The sequence below is a fragment of the Streptomyces sp. NBC_00667 genome, from assembly GCF_036226825.1.
GTDB lineage: Bacteria > Actinomycetota > Actinomycetes > Streptomycetales > Streptomycetaceae > Streptomyces.
Map to the genome: position 1 here is coordinate 3007059 of NZ_CP109022.1, position 22387 is coordinate 3029445.

The 22387-nt window shown below is 71.8% G+C and carries 21 protein-coding genes, 1 tRNA gene and 1 pseudogene; 10 read left to right on the top strand and 13 right to left on the bottom strand.

Features of this window, described 5'->3' with window-relative positions; genetic code table 11:
* Positions 1-22: 22 nt before the first annotated feature.
* Positions 23-1210, bottom strand: coding sequence for a DUF3344 domain-containing protein (locus tag OHA81_RS13930; protein ID WP_329195963.1), 1188 nt, complete (start codon positions 1208-1210; stop codon positions 23-25).
* 103 nt (positions 1211-1313) lie between these two features.
* Here OHA81_RS13930 and OHA81_RS13935 point away from each other — a divergent pair, with 103 nt between their 5' ends.
* The 5 genes from OHA81_RS13935 (at position 1314) to OHA81_RS13955 (ending at position 4305) form a co-directional block, all read left to right on the top strand.
* Entirely contained in the window at positions 1314-1469 is a 156-nt protein-coding gene (locus OHA81_RS13935) for a hypothetical protein (RefSeq protein ID WP_329195965.1), read from the top strand.
* 106 nt (positions 1470-1575) lie between these two features.
* A complete protein-coding gene (locus tag OHA81_RS13940) occupies positions 1576-1986 on the top strand; it encodes a rodlin (RefSeq protein ID WP_329195967.1) in 411 nt (136 codons plus the stop codon).
* Positions 1987-2226: 240 nt separating this feature from the next.
* Positions 2227-2460: a chaplin gene (locus OHA81_RS13945; protein ID WP_443056537.1), complete on the top strand. Its 234-nt coding sequence runs from the start codon at positions 2227-2229 to the stop codon at positions 2458-2460.
* A gap of 121 nt (positions 2461-2581) precedes the next feature.
* Complete coding sequence (locus tag OHA81_RS13950) at positions 2582-3799, top strand: chaplin (RefSeq protein WP_329195969.1); 1218 nt, start codon at positions 2582-2584, stop codon at positions 3797-3799.
* A gap of 161 nt (positions 3800-3960) precedes the next feature.
* A complete protein-coding gene (locus tag OHA81_RS13955; RefSeq protein ID WP_329195971.1) occupies positions 3961-4305 on the top strand; it encodes a hypothetical protein in 345 nt (114 codons plus the stop codon).
* An 86-nt stretch (positions 4306-4391) separates the two neighbouring features.
* Here the strand turns inward: OHA81_RS13955 and OHA81_RS13960 are convergent, their stop codons facing one another.
* Together OHA81_RS13960 and OHA81_RS13965 are read right to left on the bottom strand one after the other, a co-directional pair.
* Complete coding sequence (locus OHA81_RS13960) at positions 4392-4634, bottom strand: chaplin (protein ID WP_329195973.1); 243 nt, start codon at positions 4632-4634, stop codon at positions 4392-4394.
* Positions 4635-4817: 183 nt separating this feature from the next.
* Entirely contained in the window at positions 4818-5300 is a 483-nt protein-coding gene (locus OHA81_RS13965; protein ID WP_329195974.1) for a hypothetical protein, read from the bottom strand.
* A 332-nt stretch (positions 5301-5632) separates the two neighbouring features.
* On the opposite strand from OHA81_RS13965, the gene OHA81_RS13970 reads away from it, so the two are divergent.
* Positions 5633-6043 (top strand): rodlin, encoded by a 411-nt coding sequence (locus OHA81_RS13970; protein WP_329202272.1) that lies wholly within the window; start codon positions 5633-5635, stop codon positions 6041-6043.
* 139 nt (positions 6044-6182) lie between these two features.
* On the opposite strand, the gene OHA81_RS13975 is transcribed toward OHA81_RS13970, so the two are convergent.
* The gene (locus OHA81_RS13975; RefSeq protein ID WP_443056538.1) at positions 6183-6854 is read right to left on the bottom strand and encodes a vitamin K epoxide reductase family protein; all 672 of its coding nucleotides are present in this window, start codon (positions 6852-6854) and stop codon (positions 6183-6185) included.
* 183 nt (positions 6855-7037) lie between these two features.
* Between OHA81_RS13975 and OHA81_RS13980 the strand changes: the two genes are divergently transcribed.
* Positions 7038-7799, top strand: coding sequence for a DUF6227 family protein (locus OHA81_RS13980; RefSeq protein WP_329195977.1), 762 nt, complete (start codon positions 7038-7040; stop codon positions 7797-7799).
* A 69-nt stretch (positions 7800-7868) separates the two neighbouring features.
* On the opposite strand, the gene OHA81_RS13985 is transcribed toward OHA81_RS13980, so the two are convergent.
* On the bottom strand, positions 7869-9428 hold the full coding sequence (locus tag OHA81_RS13985; RefSeq protein WP_329195978.1) for an MFS transporter: 1560 nt from the start codon (positions 9426-9428) through the stop codon (positions 7869-7871).
* 62 nt (positions 9429-9490) lie between these two features.
* On the opposite strand from OHA81_RS13985, the gene OHA81_RS13990 reads away from it, so the two are divergent.
* Positions 9491-10441, top strand: coding sequence for a helix-turn-helix transcriptional regulator (locus OHA81_RS13990; protein WP_329195980.1), 951 nt, complete (start codon positions 9491-9493; stop codon positions 10439-10441).
* A 193-nt stretch (positions 10442-10634) separates the two neighbouring features.
* Here OHA81_RS13990 and OHA81_RS13995 read toward each other — a convergent pair whose 3' ends face one another.
* From OHA81_RS13995 to OHA81_RS14010, 4 genes and pseudogenes are all read right to left on the bottom strand, one after another.
* A complete protein-coding gene (locus OHA81_RS13995; RefSeq protein ID WP_329195981.1) occupies positions 10635-11615 on the bottom strand; it encodes a sigma-70 family RNA polymerase sigma factor in 981 nt (326 codons plus the stop codon).
* Positions 11616-12036: 421 nt separating this feature from the next.
* Complete coding sequence (locus tag OHA81_RS14000) at positions 12037-12801, bottom strand: dioxygenase family protein (protein WP_329202274.1); 765 nt, start codon at positions 12799-12801, stop codon at positions 12037-12039.
* 171 nt (positions 12802-12972) lie between these two features.
* Positions 12973-13473, bottom strand: a pseudogene (locus tag OHA81_RS14005) (MFS transporter); the annotation flags it as partial.
* A 14-nt stretch (positions 13474-13487) separates the two neighbouring features.
* Positions 13488-14195, bottom strand: coding sequence for a TetR/AcrR family transcriptional regulator (locus tag OHA81_RS14010; protein WP_329195983.1), 708 nt, complete (start codon positions 14193-14195; stop codon positions 13488-13490).
* Between the two features lie 262 nt (positions 14196-14457).
* Between OHA81_RS14010 and OHA81_RS14015 the strand changes: the two genes are divergently transcribed.
* Positions 14458-15735: a M6 family metalloprotease domain-containing protein gene (locus OHA81_RS14015; RefSeq protein WP_329195984.1), complete on the top strand. Its 1278-nt coding sequence runs from the start codon at positions 14458-14460 to the stop codon at positions 15733-15735.
* A 44-nt stretch (positions 15736-15779) separates the two neighbouring features.
* Here OHA81_RS14015 and OHA81_RS14020 read toward each other — a convergent pair whose 3' ends face one another.
* Positions 15780-16574, bottom strand: a complete 795-nt coding sequence (locus OHA81_RS14020) for an SDR family NAD(P)-dependent oxidoreductase (RefSeq protein ID WP_329195986.1) — start codon at positions 16572-16574, stop codon at positions 15780-15782.
* 374 nt (positions 16575-16948) lie between these two features.
* Here OHA81_RS14020 and OHA81_RS14025 point away from each other — a divergent pair.
* Positions 16949-17021, top strand: a tRNA-Arg gene (locus tag OHA81_RS14025).
* Positions 17022-17111: 90 nt separating this feature from the next.
* Here OHA81_RS14025 and OHA81_RS14030 read toward each other — a convergent pair.
* The 3 genes from OHA81_RS14030 to OHA81_RS14040 form a co-directional block, all read right to left on the bottom strand.
* Positions 17112-17315: a hypothetical protein gene (locus tag OHA81_RS14030; protein WP_329195988.1), complete on the bottom strand. Its 204-nt coding sequence runs from the start codon at positions 17313-17315 to the stop codon at positions 17112-17114.
* Positions 17316-17404: 89 nt separating this feature from the next.
* Positions 17405-19183 (bottom strand): MFS transporter, encoded by a 1779-nt coding sequence (locus OHA81_RS14035; RefSeq protein WP_329195990.1) that lies wholly within the window; start codon positions 19181-19183, stop codon positions 17405-17407.
* Positions 19184-19391: 208 nt separating this feature from the next.
* Positions 19392-22292: a hypothetical protein gene (locus OHA81_RS14040; protein ID WP_329195992.1), complete on the bottom strand. Its 2901-nt coding sequence runs from the start codon at positions 22290-22292 to the stop codon at positions 19392-19394.
* Between the last annotated feature and the right edge of the window lie 95 nt (positions 22293-22387).

Sequence of the window (22387 nt, forward strand, 5' to 3'; positions counted from 1 at the left end):
CACGTGGAGTGGTCTCCTGCGTTCAGCGGCGCGCGTCTGTCTGAACGAAGAGCACGCCGAGGAATTGCCCCTGGCTTTCGCCCGTGAACTTGAAGCTCAGGCTGCGGGCGCCACCGGACAGGGCGGGACTCAGATCGAACACGTCCGCGTCGTATCCGAGATTGTTCATATATTCAGGCTGTCGCACGAACGCCTGCCCGAATTCCGTGATGGTGGAATTCATGACGTCATTGAAAGGATTTTCCGCATCACTGATGCTCACCCGGCGGCCACTGTCGGCGGTCACCGTGAGCGAGTCCCCGAGGCTCCCCCGGTCGCCGTCGTACGCGACCACCCCGAGCCGCCCGGTGGAGCCCGCCGGGGCGTTCAGCCCGGTCAGCTCCACCGTCTCCCCGGCCGCCTCGCCGGCCCCGGACGCCAGGCCCTCGAAGCCGTCCCACAGCGAGACGCGGCGCAGCGGCTCCTGCGGCTGCTCGTACGCGGCGACGAGCGTCCAGCCGCCCCAGGCGCCCGCCTCCGAGCGGCCCATGGCGATGTTCAGCTGGGCGACCGTCCACATCCCGGTACCGCCCTTGCGCACGAGCGGGGTCACGTCGGCCGAGGCCTGGTAGGCGTCGCTCGCCGCGTCGGTGCGGTGCCCGACCACGGTGTCCGCCAGGACTTCCTTGTACGCCCCGCCGGGCTCGGCGACCAGCACCCGGCCGCTGTCCTCCGGCGGTTTCTGCTCGCCCACGCGCAGGTTCCCGCCCCAGTACAGCCGGGCGTACGCGACCTTCGCCCCCTGGGGGATCTTGAGCTCGGCGCGGGTGGAGTTGTAGGTGTCGGGGTCCTTGTCGACCTCCGTGTAGAACATGTCGTAGTCGCCGTTGACCCCCGCCGCGCCGCGCTTGACCTCCGCGCACGGCTCTGCCTGCGGCGCCTCCTCCTTGCGGCAGGAGATCGAGGAGTTCGACGCCCGGACCAGCCCGCCGTGCAGCACGGCCTGGTAGCGCTGGGTGAACGGGACGCGGGGCAGCTCCCCGACGGCGGCGGTCTCCGTCGCGGCGGGCGTGGCCGCACCGGCCACGGGGACGTTGGCCGAAAGCATGAGGCAGGACAGAAGACCCAGCGCGCCGAGGATTCTTCGGGGGGAACCCATGACCCTGCCTCCTATTTCGATCAAGGGGACAAAACAGGAGTGAACTTTGGCAGATATCAGGGCTGAAATCACGCGGGACTCGCTCGTACGGCCTTTTGGGCGATAACACGCACCCTCGCAGTGGGCGGGTCGTTATGCAGGTGCACCTTGTTCGAACGGAAAGGGAAAAGCGGAGATGAAGGACGGTGCGACGGCGGACACCCCCGTCCCGGGCGGACCCGCCGCCGGGGCCGCCGCAGGGATCACCGCCACCCGCGCCCTCGCCGCGCCCGACCCTCCGCCGCGCCACACGCTCGGCACCACCCGCGTCAACGCCCGACGTCAACCGTGATGTCCGAAACTTCGGCATCCGGGTGAAGACACGCAACCCGAGCCGGGGGCGGGCCGTTGATCCGGGTGCTCCAAGTAACGGGCAATCCTGCAAAAAAGGGACGACAATGATCAAGAAGTTTGCGGCCGGCGCAGCGGTTGCCGCCTCCGTCGTGGGCCTTGGTGCCGCCATGGCGCCCCAGGCGATGGCCATCGGCAACGACAACGGCATCAACACCGTCAACGGCAACGGCGCCTCGCAGATCTACGGCAACCAGGCCACCTACGGCAACATGAGCCCCCAGATGGCGCTGATCCAGGGCTCGTTCAACAAGCCCTGCATCGCCCTGCCGGCCAAGGCCAACGTGCAGTCGATCCTCGCCCTGGTCAACGTCGGCGTCCAGGACGTCCCGATCCTGTCCAACCCGCAGAACCAGCAGTGCACCGAGAACTCCACCCAGGCCAAGGGCGACGAGCCGCTCTCGCACATCCTGGACAACATCCCGGTCCTGTCGGGCAACGTCTCCTCCGGCAGCTGAGCGCACCGCGCCGGGACGGGGCCGCCGCACCTTCGGGTCGCGGCGGCCCCGCCGCGTATGAGCCCTTTCCACGGGCCGACGCAGGTCCCCGACCGAATCCGCCGGCGAATTCCGGAGCACGCGCGCGCGGCATCGGGGTGAAATGACCGCACGCCCCCGGAAATAGCCGGTTTCTTTTTCCGAAGCCACTCGTTGTTAATTTTGCAGTGGATACGCCTCTGCAGGAAGGATCGAAAACAAATGACGTACAAGAAGGCAGTGGTGCTGGCCGCCGGCGTTCTGATGGCCGCCGGTGCCGCCTCTCCCGCCATGGCCGACGCGGGTGCCGAGGGCGCGGCCGTGGGGTCCCCCGGTGTCCTCTCGGGCAACCTCGTCCAGGTCCCGGTGCACGTGCCGGTGAACGTCTGCGGCAACACCGTCAACGTGATCGCGCTGCTGAACCCGGCGTTCGGCAACGTCTGCGTCAACGACTGACGAAGCGCTCGCGCCCGCAAGGGCACACCTCCTCGCCAGTGGCCTCGGAGTGCACGGCGGTGCACTCCGAGGCCATTTCGATTCAGCACCGGCGAGAGCGCCGGTAGACAGGGAAGGACCCATGCGACAGGTACTGAGCCGACAGGTACTGGGCAAGGGGGTGCTCACGGCGGCGGCCGCTTCGAGCCTGCTGTCGATCGCGACCGGCGCGGCCTACGCATTCCCGGGGGCGATGGCCGAAGCCGCGCACTCGCCTGGTGTGGCGTCCGGGAACGCCGTCTCCGTACCGATCACGTTCTCCCCGAACGTGTGCGGCAACAGCGTGGACGGGGGTGCGGCGCTCAACCCGGCGTTCGGGAACACCTGTGCCAACACCACCGGATCCGACGCCGACTTCGACTACGAGCGCTACCTGAGCCCGGAGCACGCCGAGGCCTTCGAGCGCTACCTCGACGAGCGGCAGGGCCGCCACGCGCTCCCGCGGCAGCGCCACGAAGACGAGGCCGCCCCCCGGCACCACGCCCCCCGCCACGCCGCTCCGCAGCCCGCGGCCCCGCCCCACGGGGCCATGCACCACGAGGCCCCGCAGCAGCAGGCCCCGGCGCACGCAGCCCCGCAGCAGCAGGCCCCGCAGCAGCAGGCCCCGGCGCACGCAGCCCCGCAGCAGCAGGCCCCGGCGCACACGGCACCCCAGCACCAGGGAGCGGTGCACCACGAGGCGCCCCAGCACGCGGCTCCCCAGCACCAGGCACCCCACGCGGCCCCGCAGCACCAGGCCCCGGCGCACGCGGCCCCCCAGCACCAGGCCCCGCACCACACGGCCCCCCGGACCGAACTCCCGCAGCCCGCGGACTCGCACGGCGGCTTCGACTCCCGTGGGGGCCGGGGCGAGGAGGAGTGCGACGACCACCCGCGGGCCGGGCACCCCGCACCGCCCGCGCCGCCGCAGGCCGAGGAGGAGGCCCCGCACACCCTCCCGGCCCCGGTCGAGGAAGAGGCCCCCCACACCCTCCCGGCCCCGGTGGAAGAGGGTCCCGGCGGCCCGCCGCACGGCAGCCAGGTCGTGGAGCACCCGGCCCCGGCGCCCGCGCCGCAGGCCCCGCGTCCCGCGGACCAGCCGCCGGCCGCCCCCGCCGGAGACCTCCCCGTCCACGTCCTGCCCGCACCGGCACCGGCACCGGCACCCGCTCCGGCACCGGCCCCCGTACCGGCCCGCCCGCAGGTCCGGGCACCGGAGCTGGCCGCCACCGGAGCCGGCCAGCCCGGCGCGGCGGCGGCGCTCGCCGCGGCGCTGGTCCTGGGCGGCGCCATTCTCTACCGGCGCTCCCGGGCCGCCTGACCGGGCAATACCGGTAATCGGAAGAAATATCGGCCGGAGAATCCCTGGTTCGGATTTTCCGGCCGTCGCCGTGTTCGCTCGCGCGTTTCCGTATCCCCCGGGAATCGTTAGCCAGGTCGAAAGCGGCGCGACGGTCGCCGCTGGAAAAGGATTTCGAAAAAATGAAGTTCACGAAGGTCGCCGCAGTCGTCGCCGGCTCGGTCGCCGCCCTCGCCGCCACCGCTCCCGCCTTCGCGGCCGAGACGGCGGCCATGCCCCCCATGAGCCTGACGGGCGGGGTGACGGAGACCTTGAACGCCGTCAACCCGGTCTCCGAGGCCCTCCCCCAGACCGCGGGCAACGCCCTGGCCGAGCAGGGCGACACCGTGGGCAAGGTGGTCGGCACCGTGCAGAGCGTCAACAAGGTCCGCAACGACGCGCCCGGCCAGGTGATGAAGCTCGCGGACGGGGCCACCCAGGCGACCCCGATGCTCGGCGGCGTCCACCTCAACGGCGGGGCCAACTGACCCGATCGGACCGGACCGGCCGGGTACCGGCATGACTGTGGGCGCCACCGGCGAGGCCGGGGCGCCCACAGACGGGTGTGCCGACGTCAGTCGTTGACGCAGACGTTGCCGAACGCCGGGTTCAGCAGACCAACGATGTTGACGGAGTTACCGCAGACGTTGATCGGAACGTGGACCGGGACCTGGACCAGGTTGCCCGAGAGGACACCGGGGGACCCCGCGGCCACACCCTCGGCACCCGCGTCGGCGGAGGCGGCGCCCGCGGCACCGGCCACAGCGAGACCAGCGGAGGCCAGGGCCACGGCGGCCTTCTTGGCAGCAGAGTTCATGGGAAGTGCACCTTCTCTTCGACGTCCTGCCCCGATCTTTGGGGCTCACATCGAGCGAAACGGTTCAGGTTCCCGAACGACACGGGTACGGGCGGGATCAGACCTGTTCAGCTCAATAGTCGTAACCCCGCGCCGCGTTCGCGTCCGCACTCCGCCGCCCGGCGGCGACGGCCCGTCCCGCCCTCAGGGCAGGTCGGGCACGTCGGGGATCTCCGGGATCAGGTCGGCGGGCGGCTTGAGGGGACTCGCCACCGGCGGAACCGCCGGAGTGGCGGGTACCGCCGGGACGATGACGGACGGGGTCTTCTTGACCGCGTCGACCGGCAGCGTCGGCAGGGCGGGCAGCGCCGGCAACGCGGGGATCTCCGGCAGCTTCGGCAGCTCGATCGGCGGCAGGGTCACCCCGGCCGGCAGCAGGCTCGTCAACGACTTGAGCAGGTCCTGCAGCGTCTTGAGCAGACCGGCGAGCAGATCGTCGACCGGCCCGGCCGCCGCCTTGGCCGCCTCCACTTCCTTCACCTGCTGCTGGACGGCCGCCACTCGACGCGAGAGCGAGGCGGAACTGTCGCCGCCCGCGGCGCCCGCAGGGGCTGCCGCGCCGGCAAGTATGACGGCGGCGAGGGCCGACGGGACGAGGACGCGGGTGCGGAACGGCTTCGTGCGCATGGGCTTCCTTACGGTGGTCGCACGAAGTGGACCCCAACGATCCACTTCCTTACCCACCGTGCGAACACCTTGCACGGAGCGCAACCGGAGGGCCACGGACGGCCCTCCGCGTGCGGGCCGTCCGAGGGGACCGCCCGTACGGGCCGCCCTGACAGCTCGTACGTGCGGGCCGCGTACGGACTTCGCGCACACGTCCGGGGCGCCCTCACCCGGGCGGGGAAACGCGCTCCTCCGAACGGGCCGTTTGAGTGAAGCAGCGGAACCAACCCCCTGCGGAGGCAGTTGATCAGGGCGCTCCACTAGCGGGCACTCGTGCGACAAAAGGACCAATGATGCTCAAGAAGATCATGACTGCTGCCGCGGTCACCGCCGCCGCTGTCGGCGCGGGCGCTGCTGTCGCGGCCCCGGCCATGGCCATCGGCAACGACAACGGGATCAACACCGTCAACGGCAACGGGGCGACCCAGATCTACGGCAACCAGAAGACCGAGGGGCCCCTGAGCCCGCAGCTCGGCCTGGTCCAGGGCACGCTGAACAAGCCCTGCATCGGCCTGCCGGTCAAGGCCAACGTGCAGTCGATCCTCGCCCTGATCAACGTCGGTGTCCAGGACATCAACGTCCTGTCCAACCCGCAGAACCAGCAGTGCACCGAGAACTCCACCCAGGCCAAGGGCGACGAGCCGCTCTCGCACATCCTGGACAACATCCCGGTCCTCTCCGGCAACCTGTCCAACGGCAGCTGATCGCCGTTCCCCCGGCGGCCCGACCGGCCGCAGGGCCGGGCCCCGGCGCCCGTGGAGCGACGCGGTGACGCGGTGCGGTGTGTGAGGTGACGAGGGCCCCGGCAGCCTCCAGCTGCCGGGGCCCTCGCGCGTGGCCGCGTCAGCTCGTCCAGAACTCCCACCACCGGGTGAGGATCAGCATCCCGATCACGCCCAGGTGCAGGGCGGGCGGCGCCCAGCCGAACTCGGTGAAGAACTGGCGCAGCGCGCCGGGGGCCGCGCTCGTACGGAGGTTGTGCGCGGTGACCGCCCAGAACATCACCAGCGTCGCCGCCCAGGTCAGACAGCACCACAGGCAGAGCGCGTTGATCTCGTAGAGGGACTGGGCCATGAGCCAGGTGCAGAAGCCGGTGCCGAAGAGCATCCCGGCGTTCAGTCCGAGCCAGAACCAGCCCCGGTAGCGGGCCCCGGCCAGCAGGCCCGCGCCCACGCACACGACGGCCCCGTAGGCGACCAGCCCCAGCATGGGGTTGGGGAAGCCGAAGGCCTGCGCCTGCTCGCTCTGCATGACGCTGCCGCAGGAGACCACGGGGTTCAGGCTGCACGCCGGCTTGAAGGACGGGTCTTCCAGCAGGAGGAACTTGTCGAGCGTGATCACCCAGGAGGCCAGCACGCCTGCGCATCCGGTGAGGACCAGCAACCACGCCAATCCGCGCGGGGCGCGGGCGGGTTCGTCACCGGTCCGTCTGGAGCGGTCCTGTTGGCGCGGGAGGCCCACTGGGGTGGTTGTGGTGCTGTCTGGTGCCGTGCCGTTCGTTGCCATGTGGCCCATAGTCCCGCGCTTCCCAGCAGACCGGGGCCAACCGTACGCATTCGTACGCAAGTTGACCTGATGGGGTGGCGGGAACCCCTGATGCTTCCCGGACGTTTTAACGAATCCCGGACGTGATGTCAGTGCCAGGGGCTACGTTGTGCTTCCGCGAAGTGACAAGCTGCGACGGCCTGGAGACCCACCTTGAGCGATCCGTACGAGACAACCGAGGCCCACCTCGATCGACTCCTGGGCCGCGCCCTCAACTCCTTCGACCTGCCGGACCGGCTGGTCGGGCGCCTGCGTACGGCGCTCGCCCACAGCTCTTCGCTGCACACCACCCACCACAGCCCGTCGGCGGGACTGTGGCGGGAGACCCACCGGCACACCTACCTCCTGGCCGACGGCGGCGCGGAGTCGCTCTGGGAACTGGTCTACCGCCGGCAGGGCGACCGGGTCGTGCGGTACGAGCTGTTCGCGAGCCGGTCCGAGCTCTGCCTCGCGGTGGCCCGCACGTTCGGTGAGGTGCCCTCACAAGTGGCGCGGGACCTGGCGCCGGAAGGGGCGGAGCAGCAGGACGACGCGGCCGCCCTCAGTGCCCTGTTCGCGGACCCGGCGCGCGCCCCGCACCGGGAGTACGCGGTGGAGCAGTCCGCCGACCACGCCCGCCGGGTGCTGCGCCGGGCGGAGAACGCGGACCGGCCCGGCGAGCGGGTGGCGCTGCGCCTGCGGTCGGCCTACGCGCACCAGATCACCCAGGCCTTCGGCGGCCGGCAGTGGCTGTCGGACGGGCGGGGCGTGGGATTCACCCTGTACGAGCACGCGTTCGTCCTCGTGGACGGCAGCGAGGTGAGCCTGTGGGAGGTCGAGCACACGGCCACGCCGGACGGCCGCCACATGTGCGAGGTGTACGAGAGCGAGGCCACCGCGCGCGAGGCGATGGAGCTGCGCGCCCGGGTCCGCTGACGGGGGGCGCCCTTCAGCGCGTCGGGCGCGCCCTCCGCAGGTGGGCGCGCCCGACTGTCACGTTGCTGCTCAGGCGGTCTCGGCGCCCTCGCGTTCGTCCATCGGGACCTGCTTGCGCGGCAGCATGAACATCACCGTGAAGATCACGACCAGGACCGCCACGACCCACCACAGCGCGCTGCGGAAGGCCTCGACGTACGGGGCCCCGTAGACCATGTCGTCGTCGATCACTCCGAAGAAGACGACGGACGTCAGGCCCAGACCGAGCGCGTTGCCCATCTGCCCCGTGGTGTTGATCAGGCCGGAGGCGGAGCCGGCGTGCTCGCGCGGCACCTGGGAGAGGACGGTGTCGGTGAGCGGGGCCACGATCAGGCCCATACCGATGCCCATGACGACCAGGGGCGCGGCCATCTGCCAGGAGGCGATCCCCATGCCGTAGTGGGCGGACTCCCAGATGTAGAGGAGCAGGCCCGCGGCCATGGTCAGCGCGCCCGCCTGGAGCACCTTGCGGCCGAAGCGCGGCACGAGCTTCTGCACGGACATGCCCGCGGCCGCGGACACCGCGATCGAGAAGGGGATGCCGGTGGTGCCCGCGCGCAGCGGGGTCCAGCCGAGGCCCATCTGCATGTACAGCGTCCAGACCAGGAAGAAGATGCCGGTCGCGATGCCGAAGGTCAGCTGGACGGCGATGCCGCCCGCGAAGCTCTTGATCTTGAAGAGGGAGAGCTCCACCAGCGGCGAGCCGTCCTTGCGGATCTTGTGCTTCTCGTAGGCGATGAAGCCGGCGAACAGGAACGGCGCGGCGATCATGCAGACGAAGCCCCACAGCGGCCAGTCGTTCTCACGGCCGTGCGTCAGCGGGAAGATCAGCATCACCAGGGCGAGGGTCGCGAGCACGACGCCGACCAGGTCGAGCCGCAGCGCCTTGGGGGCCTTGGACTCGGTGATGAACTTGACGCCCAGGATCACGCCCGCGATTCCGACGGGCAGGTTGATCAGGAAGATCGGGCGCCATTCGAGGCCGAAGAGGTTCCACTCGGTGAGCAGCGCGCCGAGCATCGGGCCCGAGACGGCGCCGAGGCCCACGATCGCGCCGAACATGCCGAAGACCTTGCCGCGCTCGTGGGGCGGGAAGGTGACGTGGATGATCGCCAGCACCTGCGGCACCATCATGGCGGCCATACCGCCCTGGAGGATGCGGGAGGCGACGAGCACGGACGGGTTGGCGGCGATGCCGCAGAGCGCCGAGGCGGCGGTGAAACCGGCGATGCCGATGAGGAACAGGCGCTTGCGGCCGTAGATGTCACCGAGACGGCCGCCCGTGATCAGACCGGCGGCGAAGGCGAGGGCGTACCCGGCGGTGATCCACTGGATCGCGCTGGTGGAGGCGCCGAAGTCCTCGCGCATGCTGGGTATCGCGATGTTGACGATCGTGACGTCGACCAGGTCCATGAACGCCGCGGTCATCACGATGGCGAGCGCCAGCCAGCGGCGGCGGTCGGCGGGCGAGCTGCTGCCCGCGTGGTCGTTCGGGTGGTCGCTCGTGTGGTCGTCGAGGGTGTCGTTCCGCTCTTCTCGTACGGGCCCGGTCTCTCTTTCGGGCGATGTCTGGGCTGTCTCGGTGCTCATAGGAAGCAACCTAGACGGCATGTAGGTCAGGTGGTGTCCTATTTCCCTGGCAGCCTGATGTCATGAACGACACCCCCGGCCGGCTGCTCACCCTGCTCTCCCTGCTCCAGACCCCGCGCGAGTGGCCCGGCAGCGAGCTGGCCGATCGGCTCGGGGTCAGCGCCCGGACCATCCGGCGGGACATCGAGCGGCTGCGGGAGCTGGGGTACCCGGTGGAGGCCACGCTGGGGTCGGAGGGCGGGTACCGGCTGGTGGCGGGCGCGGCGATGCCGCCGCTGCTGCTGGACGACGAGGAGGCGGTGGCGATCGCGGTGGGGCTGCGGGCGGGGGCCGGGCACGCCATCGAGGGGGTGGAGGAGGCGTCCGTACGGGCCCTCGCGAAGCTGGAGCAGGTCCTGCCGGCGCGGCTGCGGCACCGGGTGGGCGCGCTGCAGTCGGCCACGGTGGCGGTGGCCCGCGGCGACGGGGCGAGCGTGGATCCGCGGACGCTGACGACGATGGCGGCGGCGGTGGCGGGACCGGAGCGGCTGCGGTTCGCCTACCGGGCGCGGGACGGGGCGGAGTCCCGGCGGCTGGTGGAGCCGTACCGGCTGGTGAGCACGGGGAGCCGGTGGTACCTCGTCGCGTACGACCTGGAACGGGACGACTGGCGCACCTTCCGGGTGGACCGGGTCAGCGACCCGTTCGCGACGGGCGCGCGGTTCGCCCCGCGGGCGCTGCCGGTGGAGGCGGCGGAGTTCGTGCGGCGGGGGCTGCGCGGGGAGCAGACGTACGCGGTCGAGGTGACCTTCGATGCGCCGGCCGAGGCGCTGCCGGGCTGGCTGAGGGGGCAGGTGGTGCCGGTGGCACGGGGCTGCCGGGTGCGGTTCGAGAGCGGGGACGCGCCGGAGTGGCTGGCGGCCCGGCTCGCTCTGGCGGGAGCGGACTTCACGGTCCACACCCCGCCGGCGCTCGCGGAGGCCGCCCGGGCGCTGGCCGCGCGGCTGACGAGGTCGAGCCCCGTCGGGGCGTGAGTCGCGGTCCGGGCGGGCCGCGCCCGGGGCGGTTCCCCCGTCCGGGCGGGCCGTGCCCGGGCGGTTCCGTCGCCCGGGCAGCAGGGAGCCCCCGGCGCCTGGGGGGGATAGGCACCGGGGGCTCGTTCTGGGGGCTCCGCCTTCCGTAGCCGGTCGGGCGGGGCGTCTTGTGGGGCCGGTCGGGCGGGGCCGATCAGGCCACGGCGTCGAAGCCGGTGTCGCGCGCCATCCGCTTGAGCTCCAGCAGCGCGTGCTTCTCGATCTGCCGGATCCGCTCCCGGGTCAGGCCGTGCTGCTTGCCGACCTCGGTCAGCGTGCGCTCGCGCCCGTCCTCGATCCCGTACCGCATCTTGATGATCGACGCGGTGCGCTGGTCGAGCTTGCCGAGCAGGTCCTCCAGCTCCTCACTGCGGAGCAGGGACAGCACGGACTGCTCCGGGGAGATCGCGGAGGTGTCCTCCAGCAGGTCCCCGAACTGGGTGTCGCCCTCGTCGTCGACGGACATGTTGAGGCTGACCGGGTCGCGCGCCCAGTCCAGTACGTCACCGACGCGCTTCTCCGTCGTGTCCAGCTCGGCGGCGATCTCCGCGTGCTCCGGGTCCCGCCCGTTCTCGCGGTTGAACTCGCGCTGGATCCGGCGGATGCGGCCGAGCTCCTCGACCAGGTGGACGGGGAGGCGGATGGTCCGGGACTGGTCGGCGATGGAACGGGTGATGGCCTGGCGGATCCACCACGTGGCGTACGTGGAGAACTTGAAGCCCTTGGTGTAGTCGAACTTCTCGACCGCGCGGACCAGGCCGGCGTTGCCCTCCTGGATCAGGTCGAGCAGGGGGAGCCCGCTGCGCGGGTAGCGGCGGGCGACGGCCACGACCAGGCGGAGGTTGGAGCGGATGAAGACTTCCTTGGCGCGCTCTCCCTCGGCCGCCAGGGCCTCCAGCTCCTCACGCGCCGGGGACGTCTGCCCTGCGCGCTCTATCGCACCGTCGAGGATCTGCTGGGCGTAGACGCCCGCCTCGATGATCTGCGACAGCTCCACTTCCTTGGCCGCGTCGAGCAGCGGGGTGCGCGCGATCTCGTCCAGGTACATGCCGACCAGGTCGCGGTCGGCGATCTCGCCGCCCGCGGCGCGGGCACTGCCCGTGGACTGACTGCGGGCGACGGCGCGGGTTGCCATGCGTGCTCCCTTGCGATGCGATGGATTTCGTTCGCGGTGCGGCTGCCGGACGCCTCGGCTGTGAGAAGTGCGGCACGGTCGACGCGTCCTTCGGACACTCTCCCGAGTGCCCGCTTCCGATGGAAACAACGACTGGAATCGGGACAGAATTCCCACGGGGGCCGTCTTTTTTCCACATCTTGCAGTACCCTGCCCCGCTATCGCCGTCTTTCACGGCAGCGGAGGGCACGTTTCTCCTGGGCGGTTCTCCCGCGCTCCTCCGCGCATTCCCCCGCGCACTTCTCTGTAGCCCTTCTCGGCGCGCCTCTCCTGTCAAGACGGCCGCGACCAGCGCCTGGTTGCCTGGACTGGTGAGCGAATGACCCCAATGGCCGGATACGGGGCGAACCGCCGGCCCCCGGGAAAGGGGCCCGGCTGCGGCCTAGCCGAACTGGAGCGAGCGCTTCGACAACCCCATCCAGAAGCCGTCCACGGGGGTGCCCGGGGCTCCGAGATCGCCGGAGGCCTCGGCGGCTCCCAGGGTGACGAACAGCGGCGCGAAGTGCTCGGTACGCGGGTGGGCCAGACGGCCGGCCGGGGATTTGGCCTCGAAGTCGAGCAGGGCGTCCACGTCGGCGGCGGCCAGCGCCTCACGGCCCCAGGCGTCGAACTCCGTCGACCAGCCGGGCACGCCGCCCGCGTGCCGGAGCGCGGCGAGGTTGTGCGTGAAGAAGCCGCTGCCCACGATCAGGACCCCTTCGTCCCGCAGCGGGGCGAGGGTGCGGCCGATCTCCATCAGGCGGGCCGGGTCGAGCGTCGGCATCGATATCTGGAGCACCGGGACGTCGGCCTCCGGGAACATCTCCACGAGCGGGACGTAGGCCCCGTGGTCGAGCCCGCGGTCCGGGATGTCCTGGACCGGGGTTCCGGGCGCGCGCAGCAGTTTGCGCACGGAGGCGGCCAGCTCGGGGGCGCCCGGGGCGTCGTAGCACACCCGGTAGTAGTGCTCGGGGAAGCCCCAGAAGTCGTACACGAGCGGGGCCCGCTCGGTGGCACCGAGGGCCAGCGGGGCCTCTTCCCAGTGCGCGGAGACCATCAGGATCGCGCGGGGGCGGGGCAGGGCGGCCGACCAGGCGGCCAGTTCGCCGGGCCAGACCGGGTCGTCGGCGAGCGGCGGGGCGCCGTGGCTCAGGTACAGCGCGGGCATGCGGCCCGCTCGGGGGGTGGTGGTGTTCGCAGTCACAGCGCGCGCTCCTCATGGCCGGTCGCGGGGTCCCGTACGCGGTACGCGGTCCCTTCGAAAAGACTAACCCCGCTTCGTTCAAATTTGAACGAAGCGGGGTCATCCGTCATTCCCGTACGGCGCCCGGCGCCCGCGTCAGTGGGCGACCACCGGGATCCGCACCTCGTCCGCCACGCCGTCACCCGAGGCGACCGGACCGGCCGAGCCGGGCCGACCCGTGTTGATCAGGGTGAACGCGATGAGCGAGCTGGTGACCAGGATGCCGACGGCCCACCAGATGGCCGAGGAGTAGCCCTCCACCATGGCCTGCGCCTGGATCAGCTTCGCCGCCGCACCGCCCGCGGCGGCCTGCGCCGCGTGGTCGGTCAGGTACGCGGTCGTCGCCGAGGCGGCGATGGTGTTCAGCAGCGCGGTACCGATGGCGCCGCCCACCTGCTGCGAGGTGTTCACCATGGCGGAGGCGACGCCGGCGTCGGCCGGGTTCACCCCGTGGGTGGCCAGCGACATCGCCGGCATGAACGCCGAACCCATCCCCAGGCCCAGCAGCAGCTGCGCCGGCAGGATCAGCGCCGGGTACGAGGAGCCGACCTCGAGCTGCGTGAGCAGCAGCATGCCGGTGGCGGCGAGGAGGAAGCCGGCGGTGTGGGGCGTTACATGGCGGTCCGCCTCAGGTCTTCCAGGGTGGTCGCGCCGCCCGACAGCTCGGAGCGGGCCGGGGCCCGCAACCCGTCGAGGAACACCTGGAGGTGACGGTGGACGAAGCGGTCCGCGTCCATGCAACCGGTGCCCGGGAGGGGGCGGCCGAGCTGGGAGAGGGCGATCATCAGGTCACCGGCCCCGATGTCGGTGCGGACGAGTCCGCCACCCTGGCCCGCAGCCAGCAGGTTCTCGATGGCCACCGCCAACGCACCGCGTGCCGCGTGGAGTTCGGGGTGGTCGTGGTCGAAGTCGGCGGAGAGCATCGGGCACAGGGCGCCGAACCGCTCGTCCGCGGCCGCGTGCGTGAACCGGCACAGCGCGGCGAAGGCGTCGGGTTCCTCGGCGAGGGCCTCCTCGGCGTGGAGGACGACCCGGTCCATGACGTACAGCACGACGTGGTGGACCAGCGCGGCCCGGTCGGGGAAGTGCCGGTACAGCGTGGCGTTGCCGACGCCGGCCCGGCGGGCGACCTCGTCGAAGGGGGCGGCGGAGCCGAACTCCACGAAGAGCTCGCGGGCCGCCGCCAGGATGCGCTCCCGGTTGCGGACGGCGTCGGCGCGCGGGCGCGGGAGCCCGTCGCCGCGACCGGGGGCCGGAGCCGCGAGGTCCACCGGCACCCGGGGCGCGGTCGGAGCCGCGGCGGTGGTGGAGCGCTTCATTCCGGGGCCTCCTCGGCACGGGACTCGTCTGCACGGCGACCACCAGAAACGGGGAAGCCGTCCCCGTTTGCGGGGTCAATACTCCAAACGGGGATCGACTCCCCGGTTATTTCACTCCTTCGTATGACCTGGATCACACCCCTGCCGCACCGTGCTCCCGTTTGGCCGCTCCTGACGCGCGGGCGCGCCACAGCCGTCGGAGGGTGAGCGCACAGAGAGCAGACCGGGCCCGGCCGGCTGCCGCGGCCCGAAGGCGAGCTCCATGACGCAGACCCGCCACCGGATACGCAGTCCGCGCCGCACCTGCGCGTACGTCGGCATCGCCGCGCTGGCCATCGGCGTCACCGCCACCGCCAGCGCCGGGATATCCAGCCGCACCCACTCCGCCGCGGGTCCCGTGGCCACGAGCGTCGACTCGGCGCTCGCGCCCTGCCGGATCGCGAGCACGATGGGCGTCCAGATGTCCGAGGGACTTCCGACGCCGCCCGGGTACTCCCGCTCGACCGGCGAGGTCCGGGCACTGAACCTGATGATCGACTTTCCCGACGCCAAGGGCGAGGGCTCGGCCGTGGACCGGCTGGCGGAGTTCTTCCCGCAGACCTCGGACTGGTTCCGGACCAGCTCCTACGGCCGGCTCACCTACCGGGCCGAGGCGCCGATACGGAACTGGCTGAGGATGCCGATGCCGTTCGCGGCGTACGGGATCGGCCGCGGGTCCGCGTACGAACCGGGCTACCGGCAGCTGGTCGAGCACATAGCGCAGGCCGCCGACCCCGAGGTCGACTTCAGCCGCTACGACCTGATCAACGTCCTGGTCACGCCGAACGCCGGGCCGTCGGCCCTGGACACCGTCCTGTCGGTGACGTTCTCCGGCAACGGCGAGGCACCGATGGCCGACGGGGTGCCGCTCTCCAACACGTCCTTCGTCTACAGCCGGCAGGACGACGGTTCGGGCTCCTACCGGGAGACCGGCTACCGGGTCCTCCCCCACGAGAACGGCCACGTCTTCGGGCTGCCGGACCTGTACACCCCCGACGGGGGCGGCGCGGTCGGGCACTGGGACATCATGAGCGAGGACTGGGGCTCCAACAACGACCTGCTGGGCTGGCACAAGTGGAAGCTGGGCTGGCTGGACAGCAACCAGATCGGCTGCGCGTCGAAGTCCGGGGTCACGGAGCAGGTACTGACGCCGCTGGGGGTGGAGGGCGGCATGAAGCTGGCCTTCGTACCGCTGACGGAGAACAGCGGGTACGCGGTGGAGGTGCGCACGCAGGCCGGGAACGACGAGTCCGTGTGCAAGCCGGGAGTGCTGATCTACAAGGTGGACTCCCAGGTGGACACCGGCCGCGGCCCGGTCACGGTCTCCGACAGCACGACCGCCAGCGGCGGCTGCACCCGCCGCCCGAACGTCCACTCGGAGCTCTCGGACGCCCCCTTCCGCCCCGGTGAAACCTTCACCGACCCCAAGGCGCGCATCACCATCGCCGTCACGTCCGAACGCCCCGACGGCAGCTTCCAGATCCGGGTGACCCGCCCCTGAGATCGTCTCTCCCGCCCGGGGCCGCGCATCCCCGACCGGCCCGCTCAGGTCGTCTTGGTCTGGCCGCCGTCGATGAGGAATTCGGCGCCCGTGATGTTCGCGGCGCGGGGCGAGGCCAGGAAGAGCGCGAGGTCGGCGACCTCCTGGGGTTCGGTGAAGCGTCCCGTACTGATGCCCGTCTGCTGCGGCACCACCACGTCCATGGCCTCCTGGGCCGTGGTGCCCGCGCCGGCCGCCACGGCCTCGGCGAAGCCGCCGGGGGCGGTCCAGAACGGGGTGCGGACCGGGCCCGGAGCGATGGAGTTCACCCGTACGCCGCGCGGCGCGAACTCCTCCGACAGTGCCTTGGTGAGGCTGGTCAGCGCGGCCTTGGCCGCCGAGTAGTCCACCACCGTGGGGAAGGGCAGCCGGGCGTTGAGGGAACTGATGTTGACGACCGCGCCTCCGCCGCCCGCGAGCAAGTGCGGCAGCGCGGCGCGGACGGCGCGGACGGCGCTGAAGAAGTTCACGTCGAAGGCCCGCTGCCACTGTGCGTCGTCGATGGAGAGGAAATCGACGCGGGGCTTCGTGGCTCCGACGTTGTTGACCAAGACGTCGATCCTGCCCTGCCGTTCCATCGCCGCCTGGATCAGCGCATCCACGCCTTCGGCGGTAGCCAGATCGCCGGCGACGAAGGCCACGTCGTACCTCTCGCGCAATGCGGCCAGCTCGGGGGTCTCGGAACGGCTGCCGGCGACCACACGGCCGCCCTCGCGCAGGAACGCCTCGGTGATGGCCAGGCCGATGCCCTTGCCGGCACCGGTGACGACGGCGACTTTTCCGGTGAGTTCCAGATCCATCGGCAGGCACTCCTTGTGTCGGGAACTCGGAACGGACTTTCCTCGTGGATCGGAAATGCACGGGCATTGTGCGCGCCGGGGTCCCATGCACCCTCGCAGGCACGCCGTGCCCTCCTGTCGGGGTGCCGGACCACCGGCGGCTGCGGTCGGTCCCCAACTGGTGTTCCGGCTCCGGGGATCGCATCGGCCCCGGCCTGCGGTGTGCGTCCGGCCGCCCCGTCCGCGACCGCGCCGATCGCCCGGGAACCGAGCCGCAGAGCCCCGCCCTGATCCGCTACCCTGTCCCTGGGCTGCCCTCGTGGCAGCCCAGGACCTTGCCGAGGCGAGCCGGGCTCTCATGCGGAGCATTCGGACACGTTTCACGCCAGGGCCCCGCCTTCGTAGCTCAGGGGATAGAGCACGGCTCTCCTAAAGCCGGTGTCGCAGGTTCGAATCCTGCCGAGGGCACGTTGCACGACGCATGGAGAAGGCCCCCCGCCGGGATGGTGGGGGGCCTTCCGGGTTTTCGGCTGCCGGGGGGCCGGGCAGGCGATGGGGTCAGCTCAGGCCTTTGGTGCGTTCGCCGATGCGGTCGCCCTGGGGGGCGCCGGAGCGCTTGAGGGCCGCTTTCGTGTGCGCTCCGCCCTTGACCTTGCTGGGGACCGGACCTTCGAAGCCGTGACCCGGCGTGCGGGGGAGGTGGGTCTGCTCCGCGGCCTTCGTGATCGCCGTCCGGACGTCCTGCTTGTGCGGTTTACTCATCCCGTCGTCACTCCCTCGGGAAGCACCCAATCGGTCTGCCAATCGGTCTAACCGGATCGTATGCAGGTACGGGGGCCACCGCACGCCGATCAAGGGCCGCGCAGGAGTTCCTCCGGGCAGGGGGTACCCCGGGGGAGCTGGTACTTCGCCGACACCCGGTACTGTCCCGCGGCCGGCGCCAGCAGCTCCGTCCAGACGTCCCCGTCGGCGTCCACGGGGGCCTTGAACAGGCAGCCGGCCGTGTTCGCGTACTGCTTCGGCGCCGTTGCGGCCGCCTTCGACGCGAAGGTCTCCTGGGGCGGCGCCACCGCCCGGCCCGCCGCGTCGACCAGCCCCAGCCAGGGCGAGTGCGGGATCCGCACCAGGACCCGCCCCGGCTCCCGCACCGCGATGACCAGCTGGTCCGCGCCCGCCCGCACCACCGTGGCGGCCCCGGCCACCAGGTCCGTCGGGGCGAGCACCTTGTACAGCTGCCAGTTCGCGTCGCCCCACACCTGCTGGAGGTACGGCAGCCCCTCGCGCACGAGCTTCGCCTCGTCCGCCCCGCCCGAGTCGGGTTTGTCGGCGGGCAGCACCACGTAGTGCACGGCCCAGCGCTCCAGCCAGGACCGGTAGCTCTCGGCCGTGAGGGTGTCGTCGTAGAAGAGCGGGTTGCGCTCCAGGTCGGCCTGGCGGTTCCAGCCGCGCGCGAGGTTCACGTACGACGGGAAGGCCGAGGACTCGCGGTGGCTGCTGGCCGGTACCACCTCCACCCGCCCCCGGTCGGCGCCCGACTTCTGGAGCTGGTCGACCAGCGGAGCCAGCTCCCGGTTCCATGCGGCGAGCGGGGTGGTGCGGATGATGTCGGTGATGCTGTTGGCGGTGATCCAGACCGTCAGCCCGGCGAAGGCGACGACCACGGCGTACCAGCGCCGCGAGCGCGGGATCGAATACGGGAGCGCCGCCAGCAGCACCGCCCCGCCGAACAGCATCACGAGGCGGGTGACGTTCGACCCCACCTGGGAGTCGATCGCCCAGGTCAGGAACACCCCGACGGTGTACACGGCCGAGGCGATCCGGACCGTCTTCCACCGCTTCGGCACCAGGAACAGGATCGCCAGCCCGAACACGAACGGCAGCCAGGCCGAGCCCAGCTTCATCGGCTGCGTGCCCGAGAACGGGAACAGCCACGCCGACAGCCCGACCACGGCCACCGGCGCCAGCCCCAGCGCGTACGCCCCCGGCCGCCGCCCGCTCAGGAACAGCGCGGCCGCGACCACCCCGAGGAAGAGGCCGGCCACCGGGCTGGAAGCGGTGGCGAGCCCCGCGAGCGGGGCGGCGACGGCGGCCTTGGCCCAGCGGCGCTCCGCCCACTTGCGCGGCCAGCAGAAGACCGCGGCGACGGCGGCCAGCGCGAACATCGCCCCGAGCCCGAAGGTGACGCGGCCGGACAGGGCGTTGCACAGCAGCCCGTACACCCCGGCCAGGGCCGGCCACAGCGGACGCCGCACGGCGCCCCGGCACCGGGTGAGGATCAGCGCGAGCAGCGCCGCCGAGACGGTGCCGGCGACCATCATGGTGGTCCGGACGCCGAGCACGTGCATGAGGTACGGCGAGACCACGCTGTACGAGACCGGGTGCATGCCCCCGTACCAGGCGAGGTTGTACGCCGTGTCGGGGTGGCGGCCGACGAACTCCGCCCACGCGTCCTGCGCCGCGAGGTCGCCCCCGCTGTTGGCGAAGCTGAAGAACCAGACGACGTGCAGGAGCGCGGCGAGGGCGGCGGCGACGGCCACCGGGTGCCGGTGCGCCCAGCTCCCGTCGGTCCCGTCGCGCGGTCCGGTGTCGCGGGCGCGCTCCGGTCGCCTGTACTGCTCAGCGGTGGTCACTGCCGACGCTCTCTTCCGTCGCGTTCACGCGTCCGTCCCGGTTCTGCCGGATCTGCCGGTTGTGCCGGTTCTGCCGGTTCTGCCGGTTCTGCCGGTTCGGGTTCCGGCCCCCCTTCTCAGACGCGCTCAGGCGCCCCGGGGTTGTCCGGGGCGCCCGTGCGGGTCGGGGGCCGTGGGGCCCGTGGGGCCGTAGGCGGTGGGCCGTGGGTCAGCCGACGCGAGTCAGTTTGCTGCCGATGCCGGGCGCGACGAGGTCGCTCTTCAACGCCACCGGCACCTTCACCTGACTGGCGCCCTCACCGACGGTCAGCATCCCCACCTCGGTGCCCGCCTTCGCGGTCTCCGGCAGCTTGGAGCCGCCGTCGCCCAGCTTCACCGTGACCGTGAGCGAGGGCCAGCCGACCGCCTGCACGTCGGCGGTGGCGACCACGGGGGTGTGACCGCCGAGCCCGTCGTCCACGTACCCGACGACATCGCCCTTCTTGACCACGGTCGCGTCCGTCAGCGCCTTCTGCGTGGCGAGCATGACGTCCTTGCTCGCCGCGATCGCGGTACCGAGGATCGGGGTGCCGTACTGGCCGAGCACCGCGCCGACGATCAGCTGGTTGGTCTTGCCGACCTTCTTCTCGGCGGCGAAGAGCAGGTTGCCGCCGGCCTTGGTGGTGGAGCCGGTCTTGATGCCGACGGCGCCGTTGTACGGGACGAGGTCGTTGTAGTTCCGCCAGGGCTTGCCCGAGGGGTCGGTCCAGCTCGGGAGCTTGGTGATCGCGAGCAGCTCCGGCATCTCGACGACCTTGAGACCCAGCTTGACCTGGTCCTCGGCGGTGCTGACCGTCGCCGGGTCCAGACCGGAGGGGTCCGTGTACGTGGTGTTCGTCATGCCGAGTTCCCGGGCGGCGTCGTTCATCTTCTTGACGAACGCCTCCTGGTCACCGGCGGTGTCCCAGCGCGCGAGCAGGCGCGCGACGTTGTTGGCGGACGGGATCATGATCGCGGCGAGGGCGTCGTACTCGGAGATCTTGTCGCCCTCCTTCAACGTGTTGACCGTGGACTCGCCCTCGGACTCCTTGCGGCCGTCGTCCACGGCGGTCTTGTCGACGTCGATCATCGGACCCTTTTCCCTCGGCTTGAGGGGGTGGTTCTTGAGGATCACGTACGCCGTCATGGTCTTGGCGACGCTGCCGATGGCGATGGGCTTCTGCTCGCCGAAGGTGCCGACGGTGCCGAGGCCGGCGGCGGCCATGAAGCCCTGGCCCTCCTTCGGCCAGGGGAGGGTGGGGGCGCCGCCGTCGAAGGTGTACGAGGCCTTAGCGCTCAGGGCGAGGCGGGGCGCGGGCAGCGGGCGCACGAGCTGCACGACCGCCAGGACGACCGCGAGGAGCAGGACGACCGGCGCGTAGATCTTGACCCGCCGGACCGTGGTGCGGAGGGGGGTCGGCGGCGGGGGCGGGTTGTTGGTGAGGTCCGCCAGCATGTCGAGCGGCGGCTTGGGGGGCAGCGGCTGCTGCGTGGTCCGCTCGGCGTCGGGTGAGGGCTGGGGGCGGGCCGGGGGCCGGGCCGTCTGCGGGGCGGGCGGCCGGGGGCCGTCGCCGCCGAGGGGTACGAAGGTGCTTCCGCGCGGGTTGGCTCCGGCCGGCTTGGCGGCGGGGCCGCCGGGAGCGGGCTTGGCCGCATCCCGGCCCTCGGCGGTCGGCGCGGCCGTACCAGGCTTCACGGCACGGAAGACGGCGGTGCGCTCACTGTCGGCGGGCTCGGCCGCGGCCGGCTTGGCCGGGGCCGGCTTGGCCGGGGTGGTGCGGGGGTCCCCGGATCCCGGCTTGCGGAAGACGGCGGTGCGCTCACTGTCGGCGGGGCCGGTGCCGGTGTCCCCGGGCTTCTCGGCACGCGGCTTCGCGGCCCCGGAAGCGGTCTTCTCCGACGCGTCGGAGCCGGACGCCTTGGCCGAATCCCGACCGGCGGAACCCGACCCGGCGGCCTCCGGCTTCACCGCACGGAAGACGGCGGTGCGCTCGCTGTCGGCCGGCTTGTCCTCCGGCTTGCCGGAACCCGGCTTCGCGACCCCGAACGCCGTCTTCTCCGCCTCGCCGGAGCCGGACGCCTTGGCCGAATCCCGACCAGCGGAACCCGACCCGGCGGCCTCCGGCTTCACCGCACGGAAGACAGCGGTGCGCTCACTGTCGGCCGGGCCAGCCGCCGCGGGCTTCGCCGGGGCAGCGGTGCGGGCTTCGTCAGCCGTCTTCTTCTCCGCCGCAGCGGAACCCGACGCCCCGTCGGCACCCGAACCGGACGCCGTCTTCTCCGCCTCACCGGAGCCAGCGGGCTTGGCCGAATCCCGACCAGCAGAACCCGACCCGGCGACCTCCGGCTTCACCGCACGGAAGACCGCGGTGCGCTCACTGTCGGCCGGCTTGTCCTCCGGCTTGCCGGAACCCGACTTCGCGACCCCGAACGCCGTCTTCTCCGACGCGTCGGAGCCGGACGCCTTGGCCGAATCCCGACCAGCAGAACCCGACCCGGCAGCCTCCGGCTTCACGGCACGGAAGACCGCGGTGCGCTCACTGTCGGCCGGCTCGGCCGCGGCCGGCTTGTCCTCCGGCTTGCCGGAACCCGGCTTCGCGGCGCCGGACGCCGTCTTCTCCGCCTCGCCGGAGCCGGACGGCTTGGCCGGATCCGGACCGTCGGCGTCCGAAGCGGAAGCCTGCTCGCTGTCGGCAGCCGCCGACTTGGCCGGGGTGGGCGTGCGGGGCTCCTCCTCCGGCTCGACGGAGGAGGAGCCGGGCTTCACGGCACCGGACGTGGTCGTCCGCCGGTCAGCCGGGCCCGCCGGCTCGGCGGAGTCCGCCTCATCGGCACCCGAAGCCTCGGCCTCGGCCTCGGCCTCGGCCTCGGCCTCGGCCCGAGCCGGGGCACGGTCCCCCGAACCCCGGGAGGGCTCCGTGGCGACCCAGGCCGCCACCGCTTCCTTCAAGGGGTCCCGGTCGCCCGGCTCCACCGCTTCGCGCGGGCGGAGGACCGACAGCCTCGGGTCCCGCTCCGCACGCGGCGTGGCGGGCTCCGCCGTCCCCGACGCACCTTCATCTACCGACTTGTCGGGGGACTCGCCCGCCACCAGTTCCTCCTCGTTCGCCGTCCGGTCGCTGTCCGAACCGTCTAACAGTGTCCCGTCTCGGGGGCATCGCCCACCCGCTAGACGAGAACGACATA